Source organism: Okeania sp. SIO2C2 (assembly GCF_010692625.1).
Classification (GTDB): domain Bacteria; phylum Cyanobacteriota; class Cyanobacteriia; order Cyanobacteriales; family Microcoleaceae; genus Okeania; species Okeania hirsuta.
The window spans coordinates 131909-154492 of the sequence record NZ_JAAHGM010000003.1; the positions used below are offsets into that span (position 1 = coordinate 131909).

General features: G+C 34.8%; 14 protein-coding genes and 3 pseudogenes. 10 read left to right on the forward strand and 7 right to left on the reverse strand.

The window, feature by feature from the left end:
• Positions 1-98: 98 nt before the first annotated feature.
• Positions 99-314 (reverse strand): hypothetical protein, encoded by a 216-nt coding sequence (locus tag F6K18_RS02805; protein ID WP_287278996.1) that lies wholly within the window; start codon positions 312-314, stop codon positions 99-101.
• 649 nt (positions 315-963) lie between these two features.
• Between F6K18_RS02805 and F6K18_RS02810 the strand changes: the two genes are divergently transcribed.
• The 4 genes and pseudogenes from F6K18_RS02810 to F6K18_RS02820 all read left to right on the forward strand — a co-directional run.
• Entirely contained in the window at positions 964-3165 is a 2202-nt protein-coding gene (locus F6K18_RS02810; RefSeq protein WP_287518459.1) for a response regulator, read from the forward strand.
• A 777-nt stretch (positions 3166-3942) separates the two neighbouring features.
• Entirely contained in the window at positions 3943-4032 is a 90-nt protein-coding gene (locus F6K18_RS36370) for a helix-turn-helix domain-containing protein (protein ID WP_353735004.1), read from the forward strand.
• A gap of 97 nt (positions 4033-4129) precedes the next feature.
• Positions 4130-4600, forward strand: a complete 471-nt coding sequence (locus F6K18_RS02815; RefSeq protein ID WP_287518461.1) for a transposase — start codon at positions 4130-4132, stop codon at positions 4598-4600.
• A 620-nt stretch (positions 4601-5220) separates the two neighbouring features.
• Positions 5221-5361, forward strand: a pseudogene (locus tag F6K18_RS02820) (IS630 transposase-related protein); the annotation flags it as partial.
• Here the strand turns inward: F6K18_RS02820 and F6K18_RS02825 are convergent.
• Positions 5360-5533: pseudogene (locus F6K18_RS02825) on the reverse strand (IS4 family transposase); the annotation flags it as partial. The pseudogenes F6K18_RS02820 and F6K18_RS02825 overlap by 2 nt on opposite strands.
• Positions 5534-5665: 132 nt before the next feature.
• Here F6K18_RS02825 and F6K18_RS02830 point away from each other — a divergent pair.
• Together F6K18_RS02830 and F6K18_RS02835 are read left to right on the forward strand one after the other, a co-directional pair.
• Positions 5666-6262 carry a hypothetical protein gene (locus F6K18_RS02830; protein ID WP_287518463.1) on the forward strand — a complete coding sequence of 199 codons (597 nt, stop codon included), beginning with the start codon at positions 5666-5668 and terminating at the stop codon, positions 6260-6262.
• A 449-nt stretch (positions 6263-6711) separates the two neighbouring features.
• Positions 6712-7317 carry a Uma2 family endonuclease gene (locus F6K18_RS02835; protein WP_287518465.1) on the forward strand — a complete coding sequence of 202 codons (606 nt, stop codon included), beginning with the start codon at positions 6712-6714 and terminating at the stop codon, positions 7315-7317.
• Between the two features lie 211 nt (positions 7318-7528).
• Here the strand turns inward: F6K18_RS02835 and F6K18_RS02840 are convergent, their stop codons facing one another.
• The 5 genes and pseudogenes from F6K18_RS02840 to F6K18_RS02860 form a co-directional block, all read right to left on the reverse strand.
• Positions 7529-8758 (reverse strand): bifunctional sterol desaturase/short chain dehydrogenase, encoded by a 1230-nt coding sequence (locus F6K18_RS02840; protein WP_287518466.1) that lies wholly within the window; start codon positions 8756-8758, stop codon positions 7529-7531.
• 897 nt (positions 8759-9655) lie between these two features.
• Positions 9656-11449, reverse strand: a complete 1794-nt coding sequence (gene mrdA, locus F6K18_RS02845) for a penicillin-binding protein 2 (protein ID WP_287518468.1) — start codon at positions 11447-11449, stop codon at positions 9656-9658.
• Positions 11450-11942: 493 nt separating this feature from the next.
• Positions 11943-12946, reverse strand: a pseudogene (locus tag F6K18_RS02850) (IS5 family transposase).
• A gap of 745 nt (positions 12947-13691) precedes the next feature.
• The gene (locus F6K18_RS02855) at positions 13692-14378 is read right to left on the reverse strand and encodes an N-acetylmannosamine-6-phosphate 2-epimerase (RefSeq protein ID WP_287518470.1); all 687 of its coding nucleotides are present in this window, start codon (positions 14376-14378) and stop codon (positions 13692-13694) included.
• Between the two features lie 655 nt (positions 14379-15033).
• Positions 15034-17568, reverse strand: a complete 2535-nt coding sequence (locus F6K18_RS02860; protein ID WP_287518472.1) for a GAF domain-containing hybrid sensor histidine kinase/response regulator — start codon at positions 17566-17568, stop codon at positions 15034-15036.
• A 152-nt stretch (positions 17569-17720) separates the two neighbouring features.
• Between F6K18_RS02860 and F6K18_RS02865 the strand changes: the two genes are divergently transcribed.
• From F6K18_RS02865 to F6K18_RS02880, 4 genes are all read left to right on the forward strand, one after another.
• Positions 17721-18287: a hypothetical protein gene (locus F6K18_RS02865; RefSeq protein ID WP_287518474.1), complete on the forward strand. Its 567-nt coding sequence runs from the start codon at positions 17721-17723 to the stop codon at positions 18285-18287.
• A 744-nt stretch (positions 18288-19031) separates the two neighbouring features.
• Positions 19032-19931: a sulfotransferase gene (locus tag F6K18_RS02870; protein ID WP_287518475.1), complete on the forward strand. Its 900-nt coding sequence runs from the start codon at positions 19032-19034 to the stop codon at positions 19929-19931.
• An 849-nt stretch (positions 19932-20780) separates the two neighbouring features.
• Positions 20781-21788, forward strand: a complete 1008-nt coding sequence (locus tag F6K18_RS02875; protein ID WP_287518477.1) for a COR domain-containing protein — start codon at positions 20781-20783, stop codon at positions 21786-21788.
• A gap of 123 nt (positions 21789-21911) precedes the next feature.
• Positions 21912-22571, forward strand: a complete 660-nt coding sequence (locus F6K18_RS02880) for a hypothetical protein (RefSeq protein WP_287518479.1) — start codon at positions 21912-21914, stop codon at positions 22569-22571.
• Positions 22572-22584: the final 13 nt, after the last annotated feature.

Below are 22584 nucleotides of genomic sequence, written 5' to 3' on the forward strand. Positions count from 1 at the left end.
TATTACTAATTAATTTGGGAAGTAGGGACAAATAGCCATTGGTCCCTACTTGATCATTGAATATATGGTTTAAATGCAAAACAGCTGATAATTTTTCATTATTTTACACCAAAAACTTCATCTTCAATACCAACCCACCACTCTCCTAAATTCATTAAATCTTGATGAATATCAGCTAATTTTTTAGTATATTCTTCAGGAGAAAGTTCTACAGGACGCTCTTTCAATTTTTGAATCCGAAGTTGTATCAATAGCCAAGGCTTAGAAATGCTGTTAGTTGTTTCTATATATTTGGCAAGGTCTTGGCTATCCATAAGTACTATTTTGGTTTTGTAAATTTACTCAGTATTTGTATAGTATTTTAACAGTAAAGTTAAAGGTTGAAATTTGATGTTAGTGGTCATGGCAGCGACAAGTTAGTTTTGTATTTTATTTAATAGTTATAAGTAGGTATGTCTAATTAAAGTTAAAAAAATTGTAGGGGCGAGTTTAACCGAAAGCTTTGACTTAAGCACGATCGAGTTCTAAAAATCCGCCCTCTAATATTACGTTTATTTATGCTCACCTACTTATTTAAAATAATTTTTCAACAAAATACTAACAAGTTGATTAGCGTTAAGTAGGTCGGCATTAAAATTTATCATTATAATCAGACGAAGGGCAGGAGTCAGAATGTAGAAGGGGAAAAGTTTTTGAAAGACTTGACTTTTGATTACATACTGATGATTTTTCGTGTCTATCTACTTAGTACAAATGAGTATTTAATCAAACTTTCTCTACTTATATATTATTAATATTTATTTCAACAATAGATCGACAAAATTATTTGAGTGTGCTGAAGATCACACACACAATCTAATTGCTATCACTCTTCAATAGTAGAAGATTTTGTTTCTTTATGTAAAGAAACTTAAACTTGCCTGTTTGTCCAATTAAAAATGGAAAAAATAATAAGTCATAAAAATGGAGAATTTTGAAATAGATTTACAGAGGTTAAAGGAAGAGCAAGAACTTATCCTTAACCAAATAGATAATGCTATTGCCCTATTTAATAAATCCCATCACTTAATTTTATTTAATCAAAAACTAGCTGAAATTTGGGGACTATTGCCAGAGTGGCTTGCTCTAAAGCCTCATTGTGATACTATATTTGCCGAAATAGTTGCTCAAGGTTATTGGTCAACAAAACAATGTCAACAGCTCAAAGACTGTCTACTCAACACAGAAACAGAAAGTCTATTCCTAGATATAGAACAAGCTAACCATATTTTTCTTAATGTGGACTGCACTCTCACATCAGATGGGGGACATCTGTTCACTTTTCGAGATGTGACTGCCCATCAAAAGTCCCAAAATACCCTTAATGCTGAATTGAGGAGATTAAGATTTCTCTTGGGTCTCAACGAACGACTGCAATACTCAGACAGCTTAAGAGAAATTGCCCAATTTGCTCTGAATTATTTGGTAGAGGTAATGAATGCTGCTTTTGGAGATGTCAAAGTTATTAGCGGAGAAGGAGAAAATCGTCAAGCAGAGCCAATATCTAATCAAATTACTTCTCAATTTGTCGCTACTTATGGTGAACCTGCAGTAATAGAAATGGAAGGTTTGTTGAAACAGGGCATTCCTTATGGCCAAGGACTTTTGTGGCAAGTAGTTGAAAGTGGTAAACCTATGTATGTTGAAGATTATGCTTCTCACCCTCAAGCTATACCAGGATTTTGTAATCCCGCTATTGGTCAATTAGGAATTTTTCCCATTCCTGCCACAGATGGGACAATTATTGGTGTTTTAACTCTAGAATCTCGTAATCTACAAAAACTACAAGAAGCTCCTCAAAAAGATATGTTATTTGCAGCTTGTCGCACTCTAGGAGTGGCCATAGAAAGGGCACAGTCTCAAGAACATCTACGGCAAATTAATGAGGAATTAGAGCGTTCTTCTCAGTTAAAGTCAGAGTTTCTAGCTTCTATGTCCCATGAGTTGAGAACTCCACTTAATAGTATTTTAGGGTTTTCTGATTTACTACAGCGACAAACATCTGGGCAGTTAAGCGATCGCCAACTTCATCAAGTTCGACTAATACAAAAAAGTGGTCAGCATTTACTACAGTTAATTAATGATATTCTTGATTTATCCAAAATTGAAGCTGGAAAAACAGAGCTAAATTTAGAGTCAGTAAATATTCACGAACTTTGTACTGACTGTTTGAAAATGATTCAGCCACGAGCTGATAAAAAAAGGTTAGCTTTATCTCTAGAATTAGATTATCGTTTATCTAAAGTTTTTCTAGACCAACGTCGTGTAAGACAAATAATTATTAATTTATTGTCTAATGCTGTTAAGTTTACACCAGAGGTAGGGCAAGTTAAACTTAGCGGACGTTTAGCTTATGGTAGTCAAATTCAAGGTGATTATCGACCTGATTATTCTCCGATTAATCCTAGCACTCCTTATTTATGTTTAGAGGTAAAAGATTCTGGAATTGGTATTCCTGAAGATAGATGGAAATTTTTATTTAGTCCTTTCCAGCAGGTTGATTCTTCTTTATCTAGGAGACATGAAGGTACGGGTTTGGGTTTGGTTTTGACTAAAAAATTGGCTGAATTACATGGGGGTACTGTTTCTTTAAGTTCTCAGGTTAGTAGAGGTAGTGTTTTTCGTGTTTGGTTGCCATTAACAGAGATGCAACAGGAGTTAATTGTTAATTTTGAAGCTGAAGAAAGTTCTCAAGTCTTTTCTGGAAAAATTGCTGAAAAAAGACGAGAATCTGAAAAAAATTATCGAATTTTGATTGTTGAAGATCAACCTTATAACCAACTTTTAATTTCTGAAGTATTGGAGTTGGAGGGCTATACTGTTGAGTTGATTAGTGATGGTAAAACTATGTTGAATACAATTAATTCTTCTCTAGTTACTCCTCCAAATTTACCTAATTTAATTTTGATGGATATTCAGTTGCCAGAAGTTGATGGGTTAGAATTAATTAGAAGAATAAAAGCTCATCCGACATGGCAGTCTGTACCAGTAATTGCTGTAACTGCTATGGCAATGAGTGGCGATCGAGAAGTATGCATTAATGCTGGTGCATCAGCTTATCTTAGTAAGCCTTTGAATATTGAAAAGATGATTACTACTGTTAAATCTTTACTAAGTAGTCATTAAAGATTCAATAAAGATAAGGGAATTTTTATCAAAATAATTGGGTCTAAAACCCCGCCTTTTAAGGCCAAATATTTTTGGATATTTGCTCAAAATTCCTGTTATAACAATAACTTCTGACTTTGTTCAATAGTAGTTCAATTTAATTTGTGAAAAAAATATCTGGGAATTTAGGGATATGGAAACATGGTTCAACAATTAATAATTAATAATTAATAATTAACAATTACTTCTCCTTGAAAAGAAGAGGATTAATGCGGAGGGTGAAAATTTTTTCTTCTCTTGGTCTATTGGATATTGCTAGGAGACCCGCTGTTGACAGATCCACTACCTCTTACAGAGGAGCTTTCCTATGGTCATGCTGCACAAACGCTAACGCTAATGCCATCCCACCCTACGGGAAACTCCGAAGATCGACCACTTTTTTCTCCTTTAAAGGAGAGGCTTTAAACCTTAATTATTCGGTAAGAGTTTGAAGTTTTTTATTTATTCTTACAGTGTTTTTTATTTAAGTAGACTACAAAATTATTTTTGGTTAGGGAGTAAGGAGTAGGAGAATGCTTTGGTTTATGTGAAAACCCCTACAATTTGGTCTTAAAATATTTATCTATCAAGTTGGTAGAAAACCCGCAGGATAATTTTCAATTTGACTCCTGGATAAATGCCAACTACAACTAACAAATCAATCATGGTATAATAATAGTATAAAATACTGCTACGCAGTTAAGTTTTAGGGTTAGCAATAGGTAGAAAAAATTGAAATAAAGATAGAAATATAGGATATATCCTAATCATATTCAAATAACTAAATTAAATCAACTATTTTGCTGTTGCCGATATGTTTGGAAACAGTCATTAGCTATATTGTAATCAACTTTATGCTAATCATCAAAAGAAACCTAATTATGTTGACTGAACCAAACAATTCATAACTCAAGCTTAACAAGAATTAGTTTGCTTAAAAGATGTGGCTTTTACTTCATTGCAGCAGTCTCTCAAAGATTTAGACCAAGCATATAAGAACTTTTTTGATAGTTGTACTGGTAAACGCAAAGGTATTAAAGTTAAACCTGCTAAATTCAAAAGTAGAAAGTATAGACAATCTGCTAGGTTTGTAGGAGCTAATTACAAAGTTGGTCAAGATAAAATCTATCTACCAAAAGTAGGTAAAATTCAAATAGTTTGGTTAAGACCATTGCCTGTAACTCCTAAATCAGTAACTATAATCAAAGATAGTGCCGACCGTTATTTGACTAGTTTTGTTGTAGAAATTAATCCTGAATCATTGCCTAAAACTAATAATTTTATTGGCGTTGACTTAGGTGTTAGTAAATTTGCAACTTTGAGCAATGGAGAAAAGATTAATGCCTCAAAACAACTCAAGAAAAATCTCAAAAAGTTATCTAATACCAAATTAATAAATATTTGCTACAAATAGCTAGGATATTTCTTAGGAGTCAACCCACCCCTAACCCCTCCTGGGAGGGTAACTCAGTCGGACCGAGTCACAAGTCACACGGGAATAGCTTCAATACCATTTTTCAGGTCGGGAATCATTCTTTTCTCTTGGTGCGCTACCAGGTGCGACTGTCGTCGTCGCGGGGTCGCACCGCTCTCTTGGTCGATTGGATATGGCGAGGAGACCCGAAGAGTGCAGACCCGCTCCGCTGTTAGCGTTTGCGGTAGCATTCCGGAACGGAAAGCTTTGCGGTAGCGAACGCCATCCCACCCTTCGGGAAGCTGCGCTAACGACCGCTTTGTCAAAGGAGATATCCTGCATTTATCTTTTTATTCCTCTTACTATTCGTAACATTCTTTTTTCACGCTTGGTATAATCTCATGTCCGGATAATTAGTAATAAAAAAACTTTCTCCTTTTTCTCATTTTTCTCCTGTTCTTCCTCTTCCTTCTTCTTTCTTCCCTCCTGACTCGGTCCTCCTGACTCCTCCGTCCTGATTTATTTTATAACTGTTCAACCGGACATGATATATAGTCATTCTGAATAAGAGTGGTACAGTATAAAGAGTCAAATATAAACCAGAATAAATAATTTCAAGAATGTCTTACAGTGTAGATTTACGAACAAGAGTCATTGAGTATATTGAAAACGGAGGAAGTATTTTATCGGCCACCAGAATCTATAAAGTGGGACGTTCTACAATATATCGGTGGCTAGCAAGAGTGGATTTAAAACCGACTTGTAATGGGACTGAGTTTCTACCTCTCCTCCACACACGATCGCTAATTCAGCCAGGTTTACTGTTTTGGCTCGAAACAGGGCTATGAAGAACATGGCAACGAAGGACAGTCTTGCCCCATGCCATCCCAGATGGGGTCGCAATTTGGCTCGAAGTTGGTTAATCTGTTCCATGAGGGTTTGTTGAAGTTGTGGTAATTTCCATCAAATCCTCTCTCTCACCCTTTTGACAACTTTTGTCCTGTACTGAGCTAATACGGATGCTACCGGACATTATATTAAATATAAGAAAATATTAAAATTATTATGGTTATAAAAAAATCAGATTACGAAGCATTACTAGCAGAATATAGTAATTCACAAGCAACAATTGCACTACTTAAACAACATAGACCATACTTAGAAATGCTTCCCAGTATGCGTCGTCCAGAAGATAGTTTAATAGTTATTCCTCTACCTATTATTCGTTTACGAAAACATGGTAATGAGTCAGGAAAAACTGTTAATTTGCCTTGCGATCTAGGAATTTTTATGTGCGACCCTGAGTGGAAGGTTAAGACAGGAGCAGAAATTTTTATTTTTATTTATAGACCCCAGGAAGACTTTTCCGATCTACTTAGTCGTTGGCGACAAACTCAGATTTTATTAGATAAGGAATATGAATGGGTAATGCCTCAAGGTTATAAACACATTTATTCTCAAGAAGCTGAGGAAATTTATCCTTTATTTGTTTTATTTTCAGAGACTCCAGAAAGGATTAAAAGAGGATTGATAGGAGCAGCTTTACCTTTCGTTGTACAGCCAACTTTTGATTCGATAGAAATGGAAGTTGAGGAGTCGAATATTGAAATACAGACAATGTTATCTCAGATGGATGATGGGATTAATGATGGTTTATTATAATTGATAAAGAAGTCAATATTATCAGGAAAGGCAGAAGGCAGGAGGCAGAAGGCAGAAGGGAATTCTGACTCCAATGAAATTGGCTATAAGTAGTGGACTGACACACCTTAAATGGTGCATTAGATTCAATTCAAAAGTCAAAAGTCATGCATTCAAAAGTCAGAATTTTCAAGTTAAAAGCTAATGCACAGTTTTAGCTGTGTCAGTCTAGTAGGTAAGTATAGAAAATCCTAGCTATATTAAGATTTGTATACTAACTCCAAGCTCCTCCAAACAGTTGAATTCAGAGGTTCTTTACATTTTGTTACATAGCGACAAATTTTAACGCCTATTTACTTAACCTAACCTCAGTTATTACTTGCATAAGTTCAAAAGCTGATTGCTGTTTGCGCAGCATTCCGTAGGAAATGCTAATAGCTGAATGCTTACTTAAACGCAAATAGTCAACTATGGACACAATAACAAAACAAAGATTAACTTTTGACCAATTTATAGAGAATTATCCTGATAATGGTAAGTCTTATGAATTGGTGAATGGAGAAATTGTGGAAATGAGGGCGACAAGGAACCATGATGATGTGGCAGACTTGATCGCTGATTTTTTTAAAGAAGAAATTAAACGTCTGAATCTAAATTATGTGGTGAAAAATACGGCAGTAATTAAAACTTTAACTGTAGATAAAATTGAACAAGGAAGAAAACCTGATGTAAGTGTAATTAATCGGGATGTTTGGCGTGCTAACCGTGCTACTTATGCTGCTTTAGACGAACCAATTCAATTAGCTGTAGAAGTAGTTTCTACTAATTGGGAAGATGATTATGTTGATAAATTTGAGGAATATCAAAGTTTGGGAATTTTAGAGTATTGGATTGTTTATTATTTAGCTATTGGTGGGAGAAAATATTTGGGAAAGCCGAAATTTCCGAGTGTATTTGTTTATATTTTAAATCAAGAAAGTCAATATAACATGACTCAGTTTAGAAGTAATGAAAAAATTGTGTCTTTGACTTTTCCAGAATTGTCTTTAACAGCAGAAGAAATTTTAAATGCTTAGTAAGCATTCAGCCGTCAGCTATCAGCTATCAGCTATTGCTTCTTTTTAGTTCTAGATAAAGGCTTTACTAATTGAGTGAGAATTAAATTTTACTATAAAAGCTGGCTTTAAAGTCTATATATTAAAATCTCCTCATAAGAATGGAAGGCTTTGGAGACCAAAACCCTACATTTTACAGAATAGTTTGAAGACTAAACCCCCCCTACTAAATTTATTTACAAGTAAATAATTTAAAGTAAGTAGAAACTAAAAATTCTTTGATAGGAATTGCTACAAAAGTTAAAGGATTAATTGTGACAATAATTGTTCTAACATCTGCTTTTGCTAATTTTACTATCTGTTTTGCCACCCAATCCGCAGACATAATTCCAATGGGATTAAGATTACTTTTAAACGGACCTAATATTAATTTCCGAATGACACAGGGAGCATCTAATCTTCGTAAGGTAACTAAATCTCCAAGGGTTCTTTTTGTGAGTTCATATAGAGGACTAAAAGCTGGAGAAACTTCTGCTTCTGATGTGTTAACCCAGACTTCTTTACAGGCAATATCAGAATTTGTTCTCACAGTTTTGAGGAAGATTTCTAACATTCGCCAACTAGAAAAAGCATTAATTTCATAAGATTTAGCGATCGCTTCTGCTGTCTTTTCCCCATGTACATTAATACCGTGATTTAAGACTAAAATATCTACTTTTTCAAATAAATCTGCTAAATTATTTTCTTGACTTACCTGCCAATTTATGGTATTAATTTCTAAGTCTTTACCATCTATATTCAAGGTAATAGTTTGATTCCCAGAAGTAAGGGCAATGACTTTTGCACCTGCTTTGTGAAGATGTTGGAGGAGCGATCGCCCCAAACTGCCAGAAGCACCTGTAACAGCAATAGTTTTACCTTTGAGAGAAAGTGCTGTACCCATAAGTTTATCTACCAGACTCAGAGTGCCACAAAAATAAGCATTTTGATTATCGAAGTGGTGTCGCCAATGATAAGGACGGTTGACAAACCAATTAGTAGGAGGCTCTGAGAATGCACCGGGAAGATGATTTAGGTCTGTAAGTTGGTCAGCATGAGGAATACCAGTAGCACGAGCGATCGCCGGAAAAAAGAAGCTTAAAGTATAAACAACACCTGCTAAATTAGCCCAATGATAAGAAGGTATCCAAACAAAAGTTAGTGCCCAGAGTAACAGACTAAAAGTCAACATTACTAGAGATTCTGGCACATCGTGATACCAGGTAGCTTTTTGATAAATTTCCGTACTGACAGGAGTCAAGTCTGGACGGAAAACACGATGATGCCAACCGTGCCATTTATACAAAGGTGACCAAACATGAGAAACCACATGATAAGTATCTCGCACCAGCTCCACAAACAATATAGAACAGAGAACCCAACAAATGTTAGCTATCCAAGGGTTAACCAGATAAAACTCCATAAACCTCACTACCAAATATTTTATACGAATATACTTTAAACTAACATTAGAAGTATTGATTTTTTGACAAGAAGTCTAAATTTATATCATGTCCGGTTGAATACTCATAAATAAACGACGGAGGAGTCAGCACTCAGGTAGGGAAACCGTCGGATTAGTGATGTACAGAACTCAGGAGGGAAGAAAGAAGAAGGAAGAATGAGGAAGTTTTTTTCATCACTATAGCACTACGTCTTTTGGTTAAGACAATAATTTAGTTGTAAGGGAACAGGAAATAGGGAACAGGGAATAGGGAATATAGGAATGTCCTAACATATTTGCGTAGTACTATAATTATCCGGACATGAAATTATACCAAATTCAAAACTGATATATAGTATGATTTTTGAGAAATAGTATAGCAGTCGAAGCAAAGGGCGCGGACAGTTCAACAGTTTAAAACTCAGACAAGGTAACACTTTTCCTTATTCTTACTTTCTTGTGCTATATCAGTTATCATAAAAATTCGTTCCCTAGCACTACCAGAGAACGAAAAATTATTATTAAGTAATTCAGTAGAGATATAGCAATAGACAGATAGGTGAGGACTTATGCTGATGACGATCTAAATCAGGAGAAATGTTTTTCCCGCTGTTCCCAGATCCGGTGTTCCCTGCTATATATTTATATCATGTCCGGATAATAGTGGCATAGAACTATGTTCCGCTTACGCTAGCGAAAAACCTTCTTCCTTCTAGCCTTTTGTTCCCTTCTGCCTTCAGCATAACTGCCTTCCTTCGTACAAAGTGTAAGCATTCAACCAGACATGATATTATAGCAGTCGAAGGAAAGAGCGCGGACAGTTCAAAAGCTGAAAACTCAGACAAGGTAACACTTTTCCTTCTTCCTTCTGCTATACTATTTTCCTTTATTGGCAAAATAAGTATTGAAAATTGCTTTTGCAATTGGAGCCGCACCCACCGAACCGTAACCACCCTCCTCAACTGCAATTGCTACAGCGATTTCAGGATGATAAGCAGGTGCAAACCCAATATACATCGCGTTATCTGCCTGTCCTGGAAGTTCCACAGTGCCAGTCTTACCCCCAGATAGTGGGATAGTACCATCATTCAAACTCCAGCCAGTACCCTTCCTCACAACATCAATTAATCCTTCGCGCACTGTATTAATAGTTGAAGGTTTCAGACCAATTTTGACTGATTTAGTAGCTGCAGTACCAGTTTGAGATGCCAATAAATGAGGCTTTACTCGATACCCACCATTAGCGATCGTGCTGACCATCACTGATGATTCTAAGGGGGTTACCAATACCAAACCTTGACCTATACCCATAGTCACAATATCAGCAGTATGCCAAGGTTCTCCATAAATCTCTTCTTTTTGTTTAGGAGTGGGGATTTGGCCATGATTACCATCTATACCCAATAGTTTTAAGTCAATACTGCCACCAATACCTAACTCTCGCCCCCATTTAGAAATTAATTCCGGGCCAATATTCACAGCCATTTGATAGAAAAATGTATTGCTACTGTAAGCTAAAGCATCCCTAAAACCAATTAACCCATAACCTCCACTGTGTTCGTTAAAAGTAATGCCACCAATAGTGACAGCATTATAAGTTCTCACTCTAGAGTTAGGAGAATACTTACCAGACTGGAGTGCTGCAACAGAAGCAACTGTTTTGAAAGTACTTCCTGGCGGATAACCCTGGAGCGCACGATTGAAAAAGGGCTTACTTGCACCTTGCAGACGTTGCCATTCTGAGGTTGTCATCTTACCAGTAAATAGACTAGGGTCAAATGTAGGTCCGCTTGCCATTGCTAAGATTTCCCCTGTTTTGGGATTGATGGCAACTGCCGCACCCCGACGGTTTCCTAGTGCTTTTTCTGCTGCTTTTTGAATATCGATATCTAAGGTTAATTTGACTGATTTGCCTGATGTCGGATTTTTGGCTCCCAGTTCCTGGATTTTGTTACCTTTAGCGTCAACTTCAATCAAACGATTACCCCAAACTCCCTCCAACGTAGAGTTTGCGGAACTTTCTATCCCCATTTTACCAACAATCATTCCCATTGGGTATTTGGGGTTAGATATCAATTCTTCTTTGGTTGCTTCGCCAGTATATCCAATCAAATGAGCTGCTAAACTGCCATTAGGATAGTAGCGAATATTTTCAGTACGCACTTCTAGTCCTCGTGTTTCACCAGTTTTTTCTGCTAATGCTATGAAGGTAGTGGGATCGAGATTAGAAAATATTCTAACTCCTAGGGGTGAATCATAGCCAAATTCTTCTAATTTGTTGATAATATCGCTAGCGGAAATGTCTAAAATTGAACTTAATTCGGTTGCAACTTCTGACCACTCTGCAGCTGAGTATTCTTGAGGCCACAAATATAGGGAGCGAGACAGCTGGTTACCCGCTAATATTTTACCTTTGCGGTCATAAATTGTACCACGACTCGCTGCCACTGGAACTAGACGAATGCGGTTGTTTTCTGCACGTTCGCGGTTATACTCTCCCTGAACTAATTGTAGTTGTACTACACGATAAGCATTGATACCAATTAAGCTAGTGATCAGTAGCATCATTGTGAATGCTTGCACCAAGCGACTACGTTTCGAGACAATTTGTTGCCCAGCACTTCTGACAAGGTGAGGAGATTTAGAATATAAACCAATATCTTGAGTCATTATAATTGCATAAGTGTTTCATCTTGTTGATTTTTCTTTACACCCTGCTTTTTGTCCGGAATATTAACCACTTTTAGTAGTAGATGTAGTAGTAGATGTACCTTTAAAAAATTGTGGTTAATTATTTGTTCAATTATATCTTTTCGGGTTATAGTTCGTTGTATATTTCACTACATTTTACCATGAGTTAAAAATGAATAGTTATAGCAGTAGCCATTACTAAATTTGACATATCAAAAGCTTAAAACTCAAACAACGCAACATTTTCCTTACTTATTTCTTCCTTCTGCTATACAAAAAAGTTAGAGGAAACACAGCAGAAGGAATCAAAGATATTTTTACTCTGCTAAAGAGTTGAGAGTAACTATGGCTCTTGGAGGAGAAAGCAATATTAGATTTGGATAGCATCAGTATTAGGCTTTGTTGCATGAAAGTTGCGATTCGCTCCGCGATCCGTTCCGGAATCACAAATTACTCCCACAAGAGGGGGAGACTAGATGTCTACTTGATAACTTTCGAGTTTACCATTATGTATCATGGGGTTAAGTATAGTGCATTGAATGAATAACTCCACCGCTTGGTTGTTAAATAATCCTCTTCTCAACTTTCCTCCAAATAAAGCTTTGAGTCTAAACATTGTAGTTTCTGAAGCGAGAACGCCTGTGGTAGCCACTTTCACCTTTCCACTTCTTTCGCCCACAGATACCAATGCGTCTAAGGTTTTCATCTCTAGGATGGGGAGTACCTCTACAGTTGCCATGCTGCCAAATCACCGCATTTTTTCGTGGCGGAATTGTGATTTTAGCTCCTTTGTGACTAGCTTTTTCATAGCACTTGCACTTGTCGTATGCTCCATCACCCGAAACTTGTACTATTTCATCTTCAACTCCATCAAGCAAGTCAGAGAATACTTGGTCATCACTAACATCGTTGGTTGTTACTACAGTAGCAATTATTTCTCCTGTCGCTTTCCTTCGGAATGCTGCGCAAACATTTACCCCTAGATGTAGTTTACGCAATTTTACAGGTTTACCTACACCGTCAATCCTGGTCTTCCATTCCCCTTCACCATATACTTTGACTCTCGTAGAATCTACTACGCTCGTGAGTCCCTTCTGCCTTTGGTATCACTGGTATAGTAATGTTTAACTTCCTGATCAGACGAGATACAGTGCTATGGTCTGGTACAGGTAAGTCTAGTTCCATCAAACTAAATATAGATTCGACAAATCCTTCTGTTTGTCGTCCTGCTAATCCAAACAAGCTACTCACAGAGACCATTAATTCAATAGCTACATTACTATAACTATTCGATGCTCCCCTAGGTCTTGTTTTCTGTTGGTTTACCCACTGCTCTATTACTTCAGGACTGAGCCAAAATGTCAGACTCCCTCTGTGCTTTAGGGAAGGATCATATTCAGACCAGTTGCTTACCCGGTACTTGGAATTAGACTTGGAGTTACTCAGATCTACTTCGGTGTAGGTTTTTCGTGTCATGCACTGCTATTTTTACTGAAAAATTGTGGGTATGCGCCTCCCCTTTTAAGGGGATAATAAAGAAAAATTTTCATTATTAGTCAATCCTCTTCTTTTCAAGGAGAGGTAATTATTAATTATTCATTATTCATTATTAATTGTTGAACCTATTTCCTTCCTTTGTGCAACAAAGCCTCAGTATTATTAAATATTGAGGAAGAAGAGTCAATATTTTCAGGGCTTTCGGAACGGAAAGTCCTTACTAATAATAATAAAAGAAACTATATCATTCCGATTAAACAGAATTTGATATAAGACTCTACAAAAAAGTCATTCTCTTCTCCAGTTTGATTCTTTTTTCCCGTTCTTTGCTATATCTTTCACCCCTTGCTATTATCAATTTTTTTCCTCTTCTAGAAACCCTTGTAACTTACTATACACGGAGTAATATCAAATCCGGTTGAATACTTATTATATAGTTAGGGGAGATGATCCGATTTAATATTGGGGTTTGCACATTATGGAATGATATTGCCAAAAATTAGTTTAGATTTTGAGTAAAAAACCTAATATTAATCATTTTAGCAATTCTCAAATCCAAAATATTGTTCATCAAAAATATAAAATAATTTGTCACTGTGCAACGCCCTTTCTTCTTCTTTATTCTTTCTTTCCTCCTGAATTATGACTCATCCGTTATTTATTTATAAATATTCAACCGGACATGATATAAAAGCGCATTAAATAATTAGCGTATTTAGCTAATTTAAGAAATCATCTCCATTTTGTAAGCTTTGACTTTACTATCAATTCCTGTAATATCTGTCCCGACAACTACAGCATTAGCTCCTAAATTCATAGCTTTTTTTGCCATTGTGGGAGAAGCAATACCTCCTTCACAAATTGCTGGCACTTCTAAGTTTTTTACTATCTGTTTTAACAGCTCAAAACCAGGAGGAGATTTTGTGATTGTTTGCTCAGTATAACCATACAGAGTAGTGGCAACAAAATCCGCACCTTCTTCTACAGCTAGTTGTGCTGCTTCTATAGTATCTACATCGGCCATTACTGGTTTTCCTAATTCATTATGAATACGAGTAATTAATGTTGCTAAAGTTTCTCCTCCCGGACGTTTTCTGGCAGTAGCATCAACAGCAATAATATCTGCTCCTGCTTTGGCGATCGCTTCTGCATCTGAAAATTGGGGCGTAATATAAACTTCAAATCCTGGTATTTGTTGCTTCCACAAACCAATAATTGGTTGAGTAATTCTCTGTCGCACTGCTCGAATATGGGATGGTGTATCTATTCTCACTGCTGAAGCTCCCTGATTTATAGATGCTTGTGCCATAGCTGCAATAACTTCTGGATGATTTAAAGGGGAATCAGTGGGAGCTTGACAAGAAATGATTAAACCTTGTGGTAATGATAGATCGGAGTATTTATTAGTCATGGTTAAATAATTATTTTGTATAGATGTTAGAGCTGATTTATAAATTATAAGTAGAGATAAATTCATGTAGCCAGTATCAGGAATTATACCAATTTTATATGAGGCTGTACAGAATTAGGTCTTAGGTGTTAGGTGTTAGACTTTATATCAAGTCCGGATAATTAGTAATAAAAAACTTTCTGATCCTCTTTCTTTTTATTCTCTCTTGACTCCTCCGTCGTTATTTATAATTATTCAACCGGATATAATATTAGGTTTTAGGTGTTATACCAATTTTATGTGAAGCTGCACAGAATTATAAAATTTATTAACTTGTATGTCCCGATCTACAATCAACTCTGATTAAAATATTATTCTATACAACTTCATATTAATTTGATATTATAGGGATTTTCACATATATAGACTATAGTGGCTAAAGCATTTTTCTGCTCCCCACTCCTTAAGCAAAAATAATTTCGTAGTCTACTTAAATGAAAAGTGCTGTAAGCTCCACAAATAAAATATGATTATACCATTTTAAAAGTAATAGTAATGAGATATTTGAAAGTTTCAAATAACTATGAAAACAACAAAAGTTACTAAATACTTGAAACTTACTTATAGAAATTACCATACTGGTCAGGTATATTACCAATTACCTATGACTGAATTCTTATTTGGTCAGCAAGTCTATCATTTTACTCAATAAATATTCGATATTAATTGGTTTAGTCAAACATTCATCTGCACCAACAGTATAACAATATTCCATATCTATTTGTTGATCAAAAGTAGTTAATGCCAGAATTTTTGGATTTTCACTACTATTTGTTGTGCGTAACTGCTGGATAATTTCTACACCATCCATTCCTGGTAATTGCATATCTACAATTACAGCAAGAGGTTGCAACAAAATAGTTTGCTCCACTGCTGTAGAACCTTCTATTATCCATATAACTTTTAATCCTGCTGCTGTCAAAATATCACAAATTACTGTGGCAACATCTTCTTCTTGCTCAATCAACACTACGCTACCTTGCAAGGATAAAATCTTAGGTGAATTTTCTTCTTTTTGTTTTAATTCTTCATTTTTTAATGTTAGGGGTTGTGCTGGTAATTTCACTGTAAAAGTAGAGCCAAAATCAATAGCAGATTCTACTTCAACAATTCCACCATGAAGTTCTACTAATTGTTTTGTTAAAGCCAGACCTAAACCCGTACCACTTTGCTGACGATTATAAGGAGAATCTAGTTGTTGAAATTTCTTAAATAATAATGGTTTTTGCTCTTCAGAAATTCCTATACCGGTATCTTCTACTTGAAAAATTGCTGTATTTTTGTCTCTGATAACTTTAAGTATGACACTCCCCCCACTAGGAGTAAATTTAATTCCATTACTGAGAAGATTAAAGAGAATTTGTTTAACTCGCCTTTGGTCGGCAGTAAATAGATCTAGTTGTGGATTTATTGTTTGCTCTAAAGTTAATTTTACTTCGTTTTTTTCTGCTTTTTCTCTAAAAGTTTGCCAAAGTTCATAACTTAATTTAGAGAGAGAAAAATCACCAATATTTAAAACTGCTTTGCCAGCTTCTACTTGAGATAAATCAAGAATATCATTGATTAATTCTAGGAGATGTTCGCCACTATCATGGATTATTTGTAAATAATCTCTTTGCTTTTGTATTGGGATTGTTTTAGCTCCTCTATTTCCATAAGACCAGCGTAAAAGAGTTGAAGAAATACCAATAACACAAGTGAGAGGAGTGCGTAATTCATGGCTCATTGTGGCCAAAAATTCACTCTTAGTACGATTAGCTGATTCTGCTGCTTGTAGAGCATCATAAAGGTCTTGAGTCCGCCTAGCTACTTGCTTTTCTAAAGTTTGTTTTTGCTTTTGCAATTCTTCATATAATTGAGCTTGGTAAATAGCGATCGCTAAGTGTTCTGCTATTTCTTTGAGAAATCTTTTTTCATTATCTTGCCACTCTCGAATCGAACAGTGATGGGCAATTAATAATCCCCATAATTGTCGATTGACTATAATTGATACTACTAATTTAGCTTTGACTTGATGTTGTTGCATCAATTCTACTAAACAAGGAAATTTACCATAAACTACTTCTGTATCAGCTATAGCACGAACAAATGTTTTACTATATTTCACAATCGAGTTATGAGGAGGAAAAAAGCAGTTTTCTCCTTCACTTAAACCTAATACTGAAGATTTTTTTTCGGATGCTAATGCTTCATATTTAACAGTACCTTTTCTTTGATTGTCTGTTGTAATATTATTTGTTTTATTTGTTAAAGATAAGGAATAATTAAATTGATAAATTAATAATCTATCAACTTTCATCAATTTTTGAACCTGCTCTACAGTCGTTGATAAAATTTCTGGTAGTTCTAAACTTTGACGAATTTGAGTTGTGACTTGATTCAGAAGTATCTCTTGTTCTAGCTGTTGGTTTAGAGCTTGCTCAATAGGTTTACATACTAATGGATATTGTTGATTATTCAGTATTGAATCCGGTCCTGATAATCCATAAATACCAACTATTGAATCATTTATTGATAGTAAATTTGATGTCTGAGAATAAGATTTTTTTTTCTTGATTGTTTGACTACTTTTTTGCTCTAAAATAGAATCTATATTTTCATTAGAAGTCAATAATTTTAGTAATTTCAAGGTAAATTCATCCTGGAGATTTGGATTATTGACTTTCAGGTTATTTATTTGAGATTTAATTTGAGAGATGAGCGCTGAGTTACTATTATCTTCTTCTATAATATTAAAAATCTGGTATACAAAAAGTGTGATTGTCTCTGGGTCAAAAGTTAAACCTACATTAAATTTGAAATTTCCCACATTTTCCCTTGAAAAAGGAAAGGTAAAAGAGTTAGATTGTAAATTATGATCTTTTTGTCGGTCTTCTGTCTTCTGACTTTGATTATCTGATGACTCCTTGACTTTTGTGCCCCACAAAAGTCCATTAAACTCCTCTGAAATAACTACTGTAAATTTTAGGTCTGGGAATTTATGAGATTGAGTGGTGGCAAGTATATCTTCCGTAATTAATATAGTCTTCAAACCTTGAGTTGTTTGTTGCAATAGCTGACTTAAAAGCTCAAGGGTATTTAAAGGTAAAATTAAGTTTGGTTTTGCAGGTGGAAACTGGGCATCCCCGGTGATTTTGGATAAAATGGCCATAAGAATATTCCGGACCAGGACAAAGAGTATTGCTTATGTAATTATTAAGCTTTTTTTTATATTTTAGATTATTTAATCTAACTGTAAATTTATCCAAGTTAACATATTCTCATAGCATATTTTTTCATACTGCTTATTCTTCATTATTTTCAATGACCAACCTAGTTCAGCTTACACTCTATTCCACTGTTGGAAACTTACCCTTCCACGATTTTCAAGTTAATACTACTACTTTAGTAAAAAAAGTAGCAGAAAAATTTCGACAACAACCAGAATTACCAGGAGTTATCATTACTAAAAGTACAAAAATGTTGGGTATGATTTCACAAGTCAGATTCTTAGAGTATATGAAATCACCAGGAAATAAAGACTTTTCTTCTAGGCAACCTGTTAGCGAATTGTTGGATTTTCTTAGCACTCCTCCTTTAGTTCTTTCTGAAAATTTTCAAATTAATGCTGCAGTACTAACTGCCCTAAATAGACCAAAAAATTATATTTACGAACCAATAATTATAGTGTTGTCGAATGGCAATTTAAGATTGATAGATTTACATGATTTACTATTAGCACAATCGGAAATTTTAGTAAAAGCGTATAAAATGATTCAAGATAAAACGGAGAAATCTCAATCAGAAATTTCCGAATTATTTCCTCAATACGAGGATAATAATGATGAACCTACTGGTTTGCTGTTAGATTCAAAATCTCTGATCGAATAAATTAAAAACAAACTCAAACAGTGAGATAATAAGTCAAACTAACTGATAAAAAAAAAGCTGATTTTTGATCTATTATTTCAATATTGTCTAATTGTTTCCAACAAATTTCTTAGGCGGTAGATGGTAGGTGTAAATTCAAGTGAAAACACTGGAAAGGGAGCAGAAATTTGGGATATTCCTTCAATATCGCTTCAATAGAACATTTTTATGATACTTAATCATCCGGATATGGTATATAAAACAAATTTAATCTGTGTTCAACATTTAGTATTGTAATCCTTAAAGCGGTTGTGTATATAATATCTGGAAATTAGGAAAAAGGGAAGATTTAACTAGAAACAGCGGTGAGTTTTTTATAAATTATGCACGGATTGATATAATATTCAGATTATTTACAATAGTCTATCAATGCAGTAAACTAAACCAAGATATCAGCTATTTTGCATTTAAACCATATATCTAAAATTTGTGCCAAAAGGAACTCTTAACAGTGGTACGACCCCGCATCTGTAGCAGACGCAAGGGAATGGGTGCTCCTGTGAAGGATATAGAATTTAAATTATTCTTACCTTAATCAGGAATGAAGAGTTACTAATTCATCAGAATGTGTGGAAGATAGCTCTGAATAAATTATAATTTAAGCATCATAGTAAACTATACTCTAAACTCCGAATTAGTAGTCTGATACCTTTAATAATAAATGTCTATATCTATATCTATAAGTTTAAATTTAGGAGAAATACAATGAAGTTACCAACTTTTCTAATAATAGGAGTACAGAAGGCAGGAACTACATCCGTCTATGGATATTTAAAGGAACATCCCCAGGTGTATATGAGTCCCATTAAGGAAACAAATTTTTTCGCTACAGATTGGGAAAACAATACAGAAAAAAAACCAGATACAGGAACAAGAAAAAGAATTAATAGCTGGGAAAGATACTGTGAACTATTTATGAATGTAAAAGATGAGATTGCTATAGGAGAAGCTTCTCCTAACTATCTTGTTAACTATAAAACTTCATCGGAAATGATTCAACGTTATGTTCCTGACGTGAAAATGATTGCTATATTGAGAAATCCTGTAGACAGAGCTTATTCTGATTATTTAATGCACCTTCGCGATGGGATAAATGTGGGAAAAGTTCGTTCTCTAAGCGAACAAGTTAAATTTCGTGCAGATAGTTCTTCAACAATCAAGAAAGGATTATATTATTCTCCTATCAAACATTATTTTGATAGTTTCGACCGGGAAAAATTAAAAATTATTCTCCATGATGATTTAACTAAAGATTCTTTAAAGGTTATGCAAGAGATTTATAGATTTATTGGAGTAGATGATACATTTAACCCTGATACTTCAAAGCGTAGTCAAAGTGCAGCTGTACCTAAGAATCAAACGTTGAATAATTTATTGCAAACAAAAAATCCAATTAGGACAGCTATTTCATCAACGCTCAAAATATTAATGCCTTTAGAAACGCGGCAGAAATTACGCTCTGGTATAATTAAGTTAAATTCAGCAGGAAAAGAACTCAAACCTCTTTCTTCAGAAGAGCGTCAACTATTAACTGAATTCTACCGTGAAGATATTCTCAAGTTACAAGATTTGATTGACAGGGATCTTTCATCTTGGTTGGAATAGCGCTGCGCGCAGGTAACAGGCAACAGGGAGAATAAAAAGCTGATAACATAAGACTTTTAGCTATTGGACAATTCTTGCAATTTGTAAATATGCCAGCGCACATTGCTATATAGCAGGGAATAGGGAATAGGATGAAAACTATAACGTCTTAGTTTTTCTGCTGTTGTAGATTCTGTGGCGGTGAAAAATCAGGTACTAAAAACTATAACGTCTTAGTTTTGCCATCTATCTATTAGATGTTGTAGATGTTGTTGCCTCTAGAAATCAGGCGCTAAAAACTATAACGTCTTAGTTTTTCCATCTAGTCAGTAGGTTGTTGCCCCGAGAAATCAGGCGCTAAAAACTACAACGTCTTAGTTTTGCCATCTCGTCGGCTTTGTTGCCCCTAGAAATCAGACACTCAGAACTACAACGTTTTAGTTTTTCCATCTATCTATTAGATTTTGCTGCCTCTAGAAATCAGGCACTCAAAACTATAACGTCTTAGTTTTTCGATCTAGTCGGCTTTGTTGCCTCTAGAAATCAGACACTCAAAACTACAACGTCTTAGTTTTTCCATCTATCTATTAAGATGTAGATGTTGTTGCCTCTAGAAACCAGGTACTCAAAACTACAACGTCTTAGTTTTTCGATCTAGTCAGTAGGTTGTTGCCTCTAGAAATCAGACACTCAAAACTACAACGTCTTAGTTTTTCGATCTAGTCAGTAGGTTGTTGCCCCTAGAAATCAGGCACTAAAACTATAACGTCTTAGTTTTTTAATCTACTTATTATTATATGATTTTTACTAAAATTGTATTCTAGCACGTTACTGAAGTACTGAAAAAAAATCTAGCTAAAAGACATAGGAGTGGAAATTACACATATAGATCTAGATAATTTTTTGTGTCTTTTTTCAGAAATCTTCTTCCCTGTTGCCTGTTGCCCTATATGGAATTTTCCCACAACAAATCAACATGACTTTCAGATGAATATTTGGGATTTTGGCGGACAAGAAATTTATCATGCTACTCACCAATTTTTTCTGACTAAACGCTCCCTATATATTCTTGTGGCAGATACTCGTAAAGAAGATACAGATTTTTATTATTGGCTGAATATAGCAGAATTGTTGAGCGATAATAGTCCTTTATTAATTATCAAAAATGAGAAACAAGAATGTAAACGGGAAATTAATCAGAGAGCATTGCAAGGTCAATTTTCTAATATCAAAGAAATCTTAGCTACTAATCTGGCAACTAACCGAGGTTTAGAAGAAATTCAAACAGATATCCAACATTACATTAGTAATTTACCTCATATTGGCAGTGCCCTTCCTAAGACTTGGAAAAAAGTTCGTGAAGTATTAGAAACAGATAGTCGCAACTATATTAGTTTGACAGAATATTTATCCATTTGTGAAGAGAATGGCTTTAAGAAACGAGAGGATAAATTACAATTAAGTGGCTACTTACATGACTTAGGAGTTTGTCTTCATTTTCAAGATGACCCACTGTTAAATAAAACAGTTATTCTCAAACCAGAATGGGGAACAGCAGCAGTTTATAAAGCACTAGATAATCGGCAAGTTTATGATAATTTTGGCAAATTTACCAAGGATGATTTAACCAAGATTTGGCATGAATATAAATATGTAGATATGCACGATGAACTACTGCAATTAATGATTAAATTTAAACTCTGCTATAAAATTCCTGGTACTTCTCAAACCTATATTGCACCTCAACTTTTAACAGAAGCTCAACCAGAATATAACTGGGATGAAAGTAATAATCTGATATTACGTTACACTTACGAATTTATGCCTAAAGGAATAATTACTCAGTTTATTGTGGCGATGCACAAGGATATTGAGTAGCAAAAATATGTTTGGAAAAGTAGAGTTATTCTCAAGAAAAATCAAACCAGAGCAGAAGTAATTGAATATTATGGCAAGAGAGAAATAAAAATTAGGATTTATGGGCAACAAAAACGGGATTTGATGACTATTGTGACTCACGAATTAGATAAAATTCATAGTTCTTATAATAATCGACTCAAATATAATAAATTAATTCCATGTAATTGTGCAGCTTGTAATAATAGTCAGAATCCTCACTTCTACAAATTTGATAAATTAAATGAATGGAAAAGTAATGGCAGACAAAAAACTAACTGCGATAATTATCCCTATTATGAAGTTGATATCCGAAGTTTGATTGATGATGTAATAGATAGTGGTATGAGTAGGGAATTTTTCCAAGTTAGCTATCCTAGAAACTATACAATAAATAATAGCAGTGGTTCAGTAATACATATTAATGATAATCAGATTATTGGCAGTCAAACTATGACTCAAAAATTTGTCAATGACCAAAGTAGGAAAATTGAAAATCAAGGTGGAAATGTTTCGGGGAATGTGTTGGGTGATGAGAGTAATATCGCAGCTAAAGTCACAGGAAATTCTCCTCAACCAGAAAAACAGGAACCCAAAAAAATTTTATTTTTAGAAGCTGAAAAAATTCTCAACGACCAAAGCAGGAAAATTGAAAATCAAGGTGGAAATATTACGGGTAATGTATTGGGCGATCGGAGTAATATCACAGTTAAAGTCACAGGAAATTCTCCTCAACCAGAAAAACAGGAACCCAAAAAATTTTGATTTTTAGATTTCT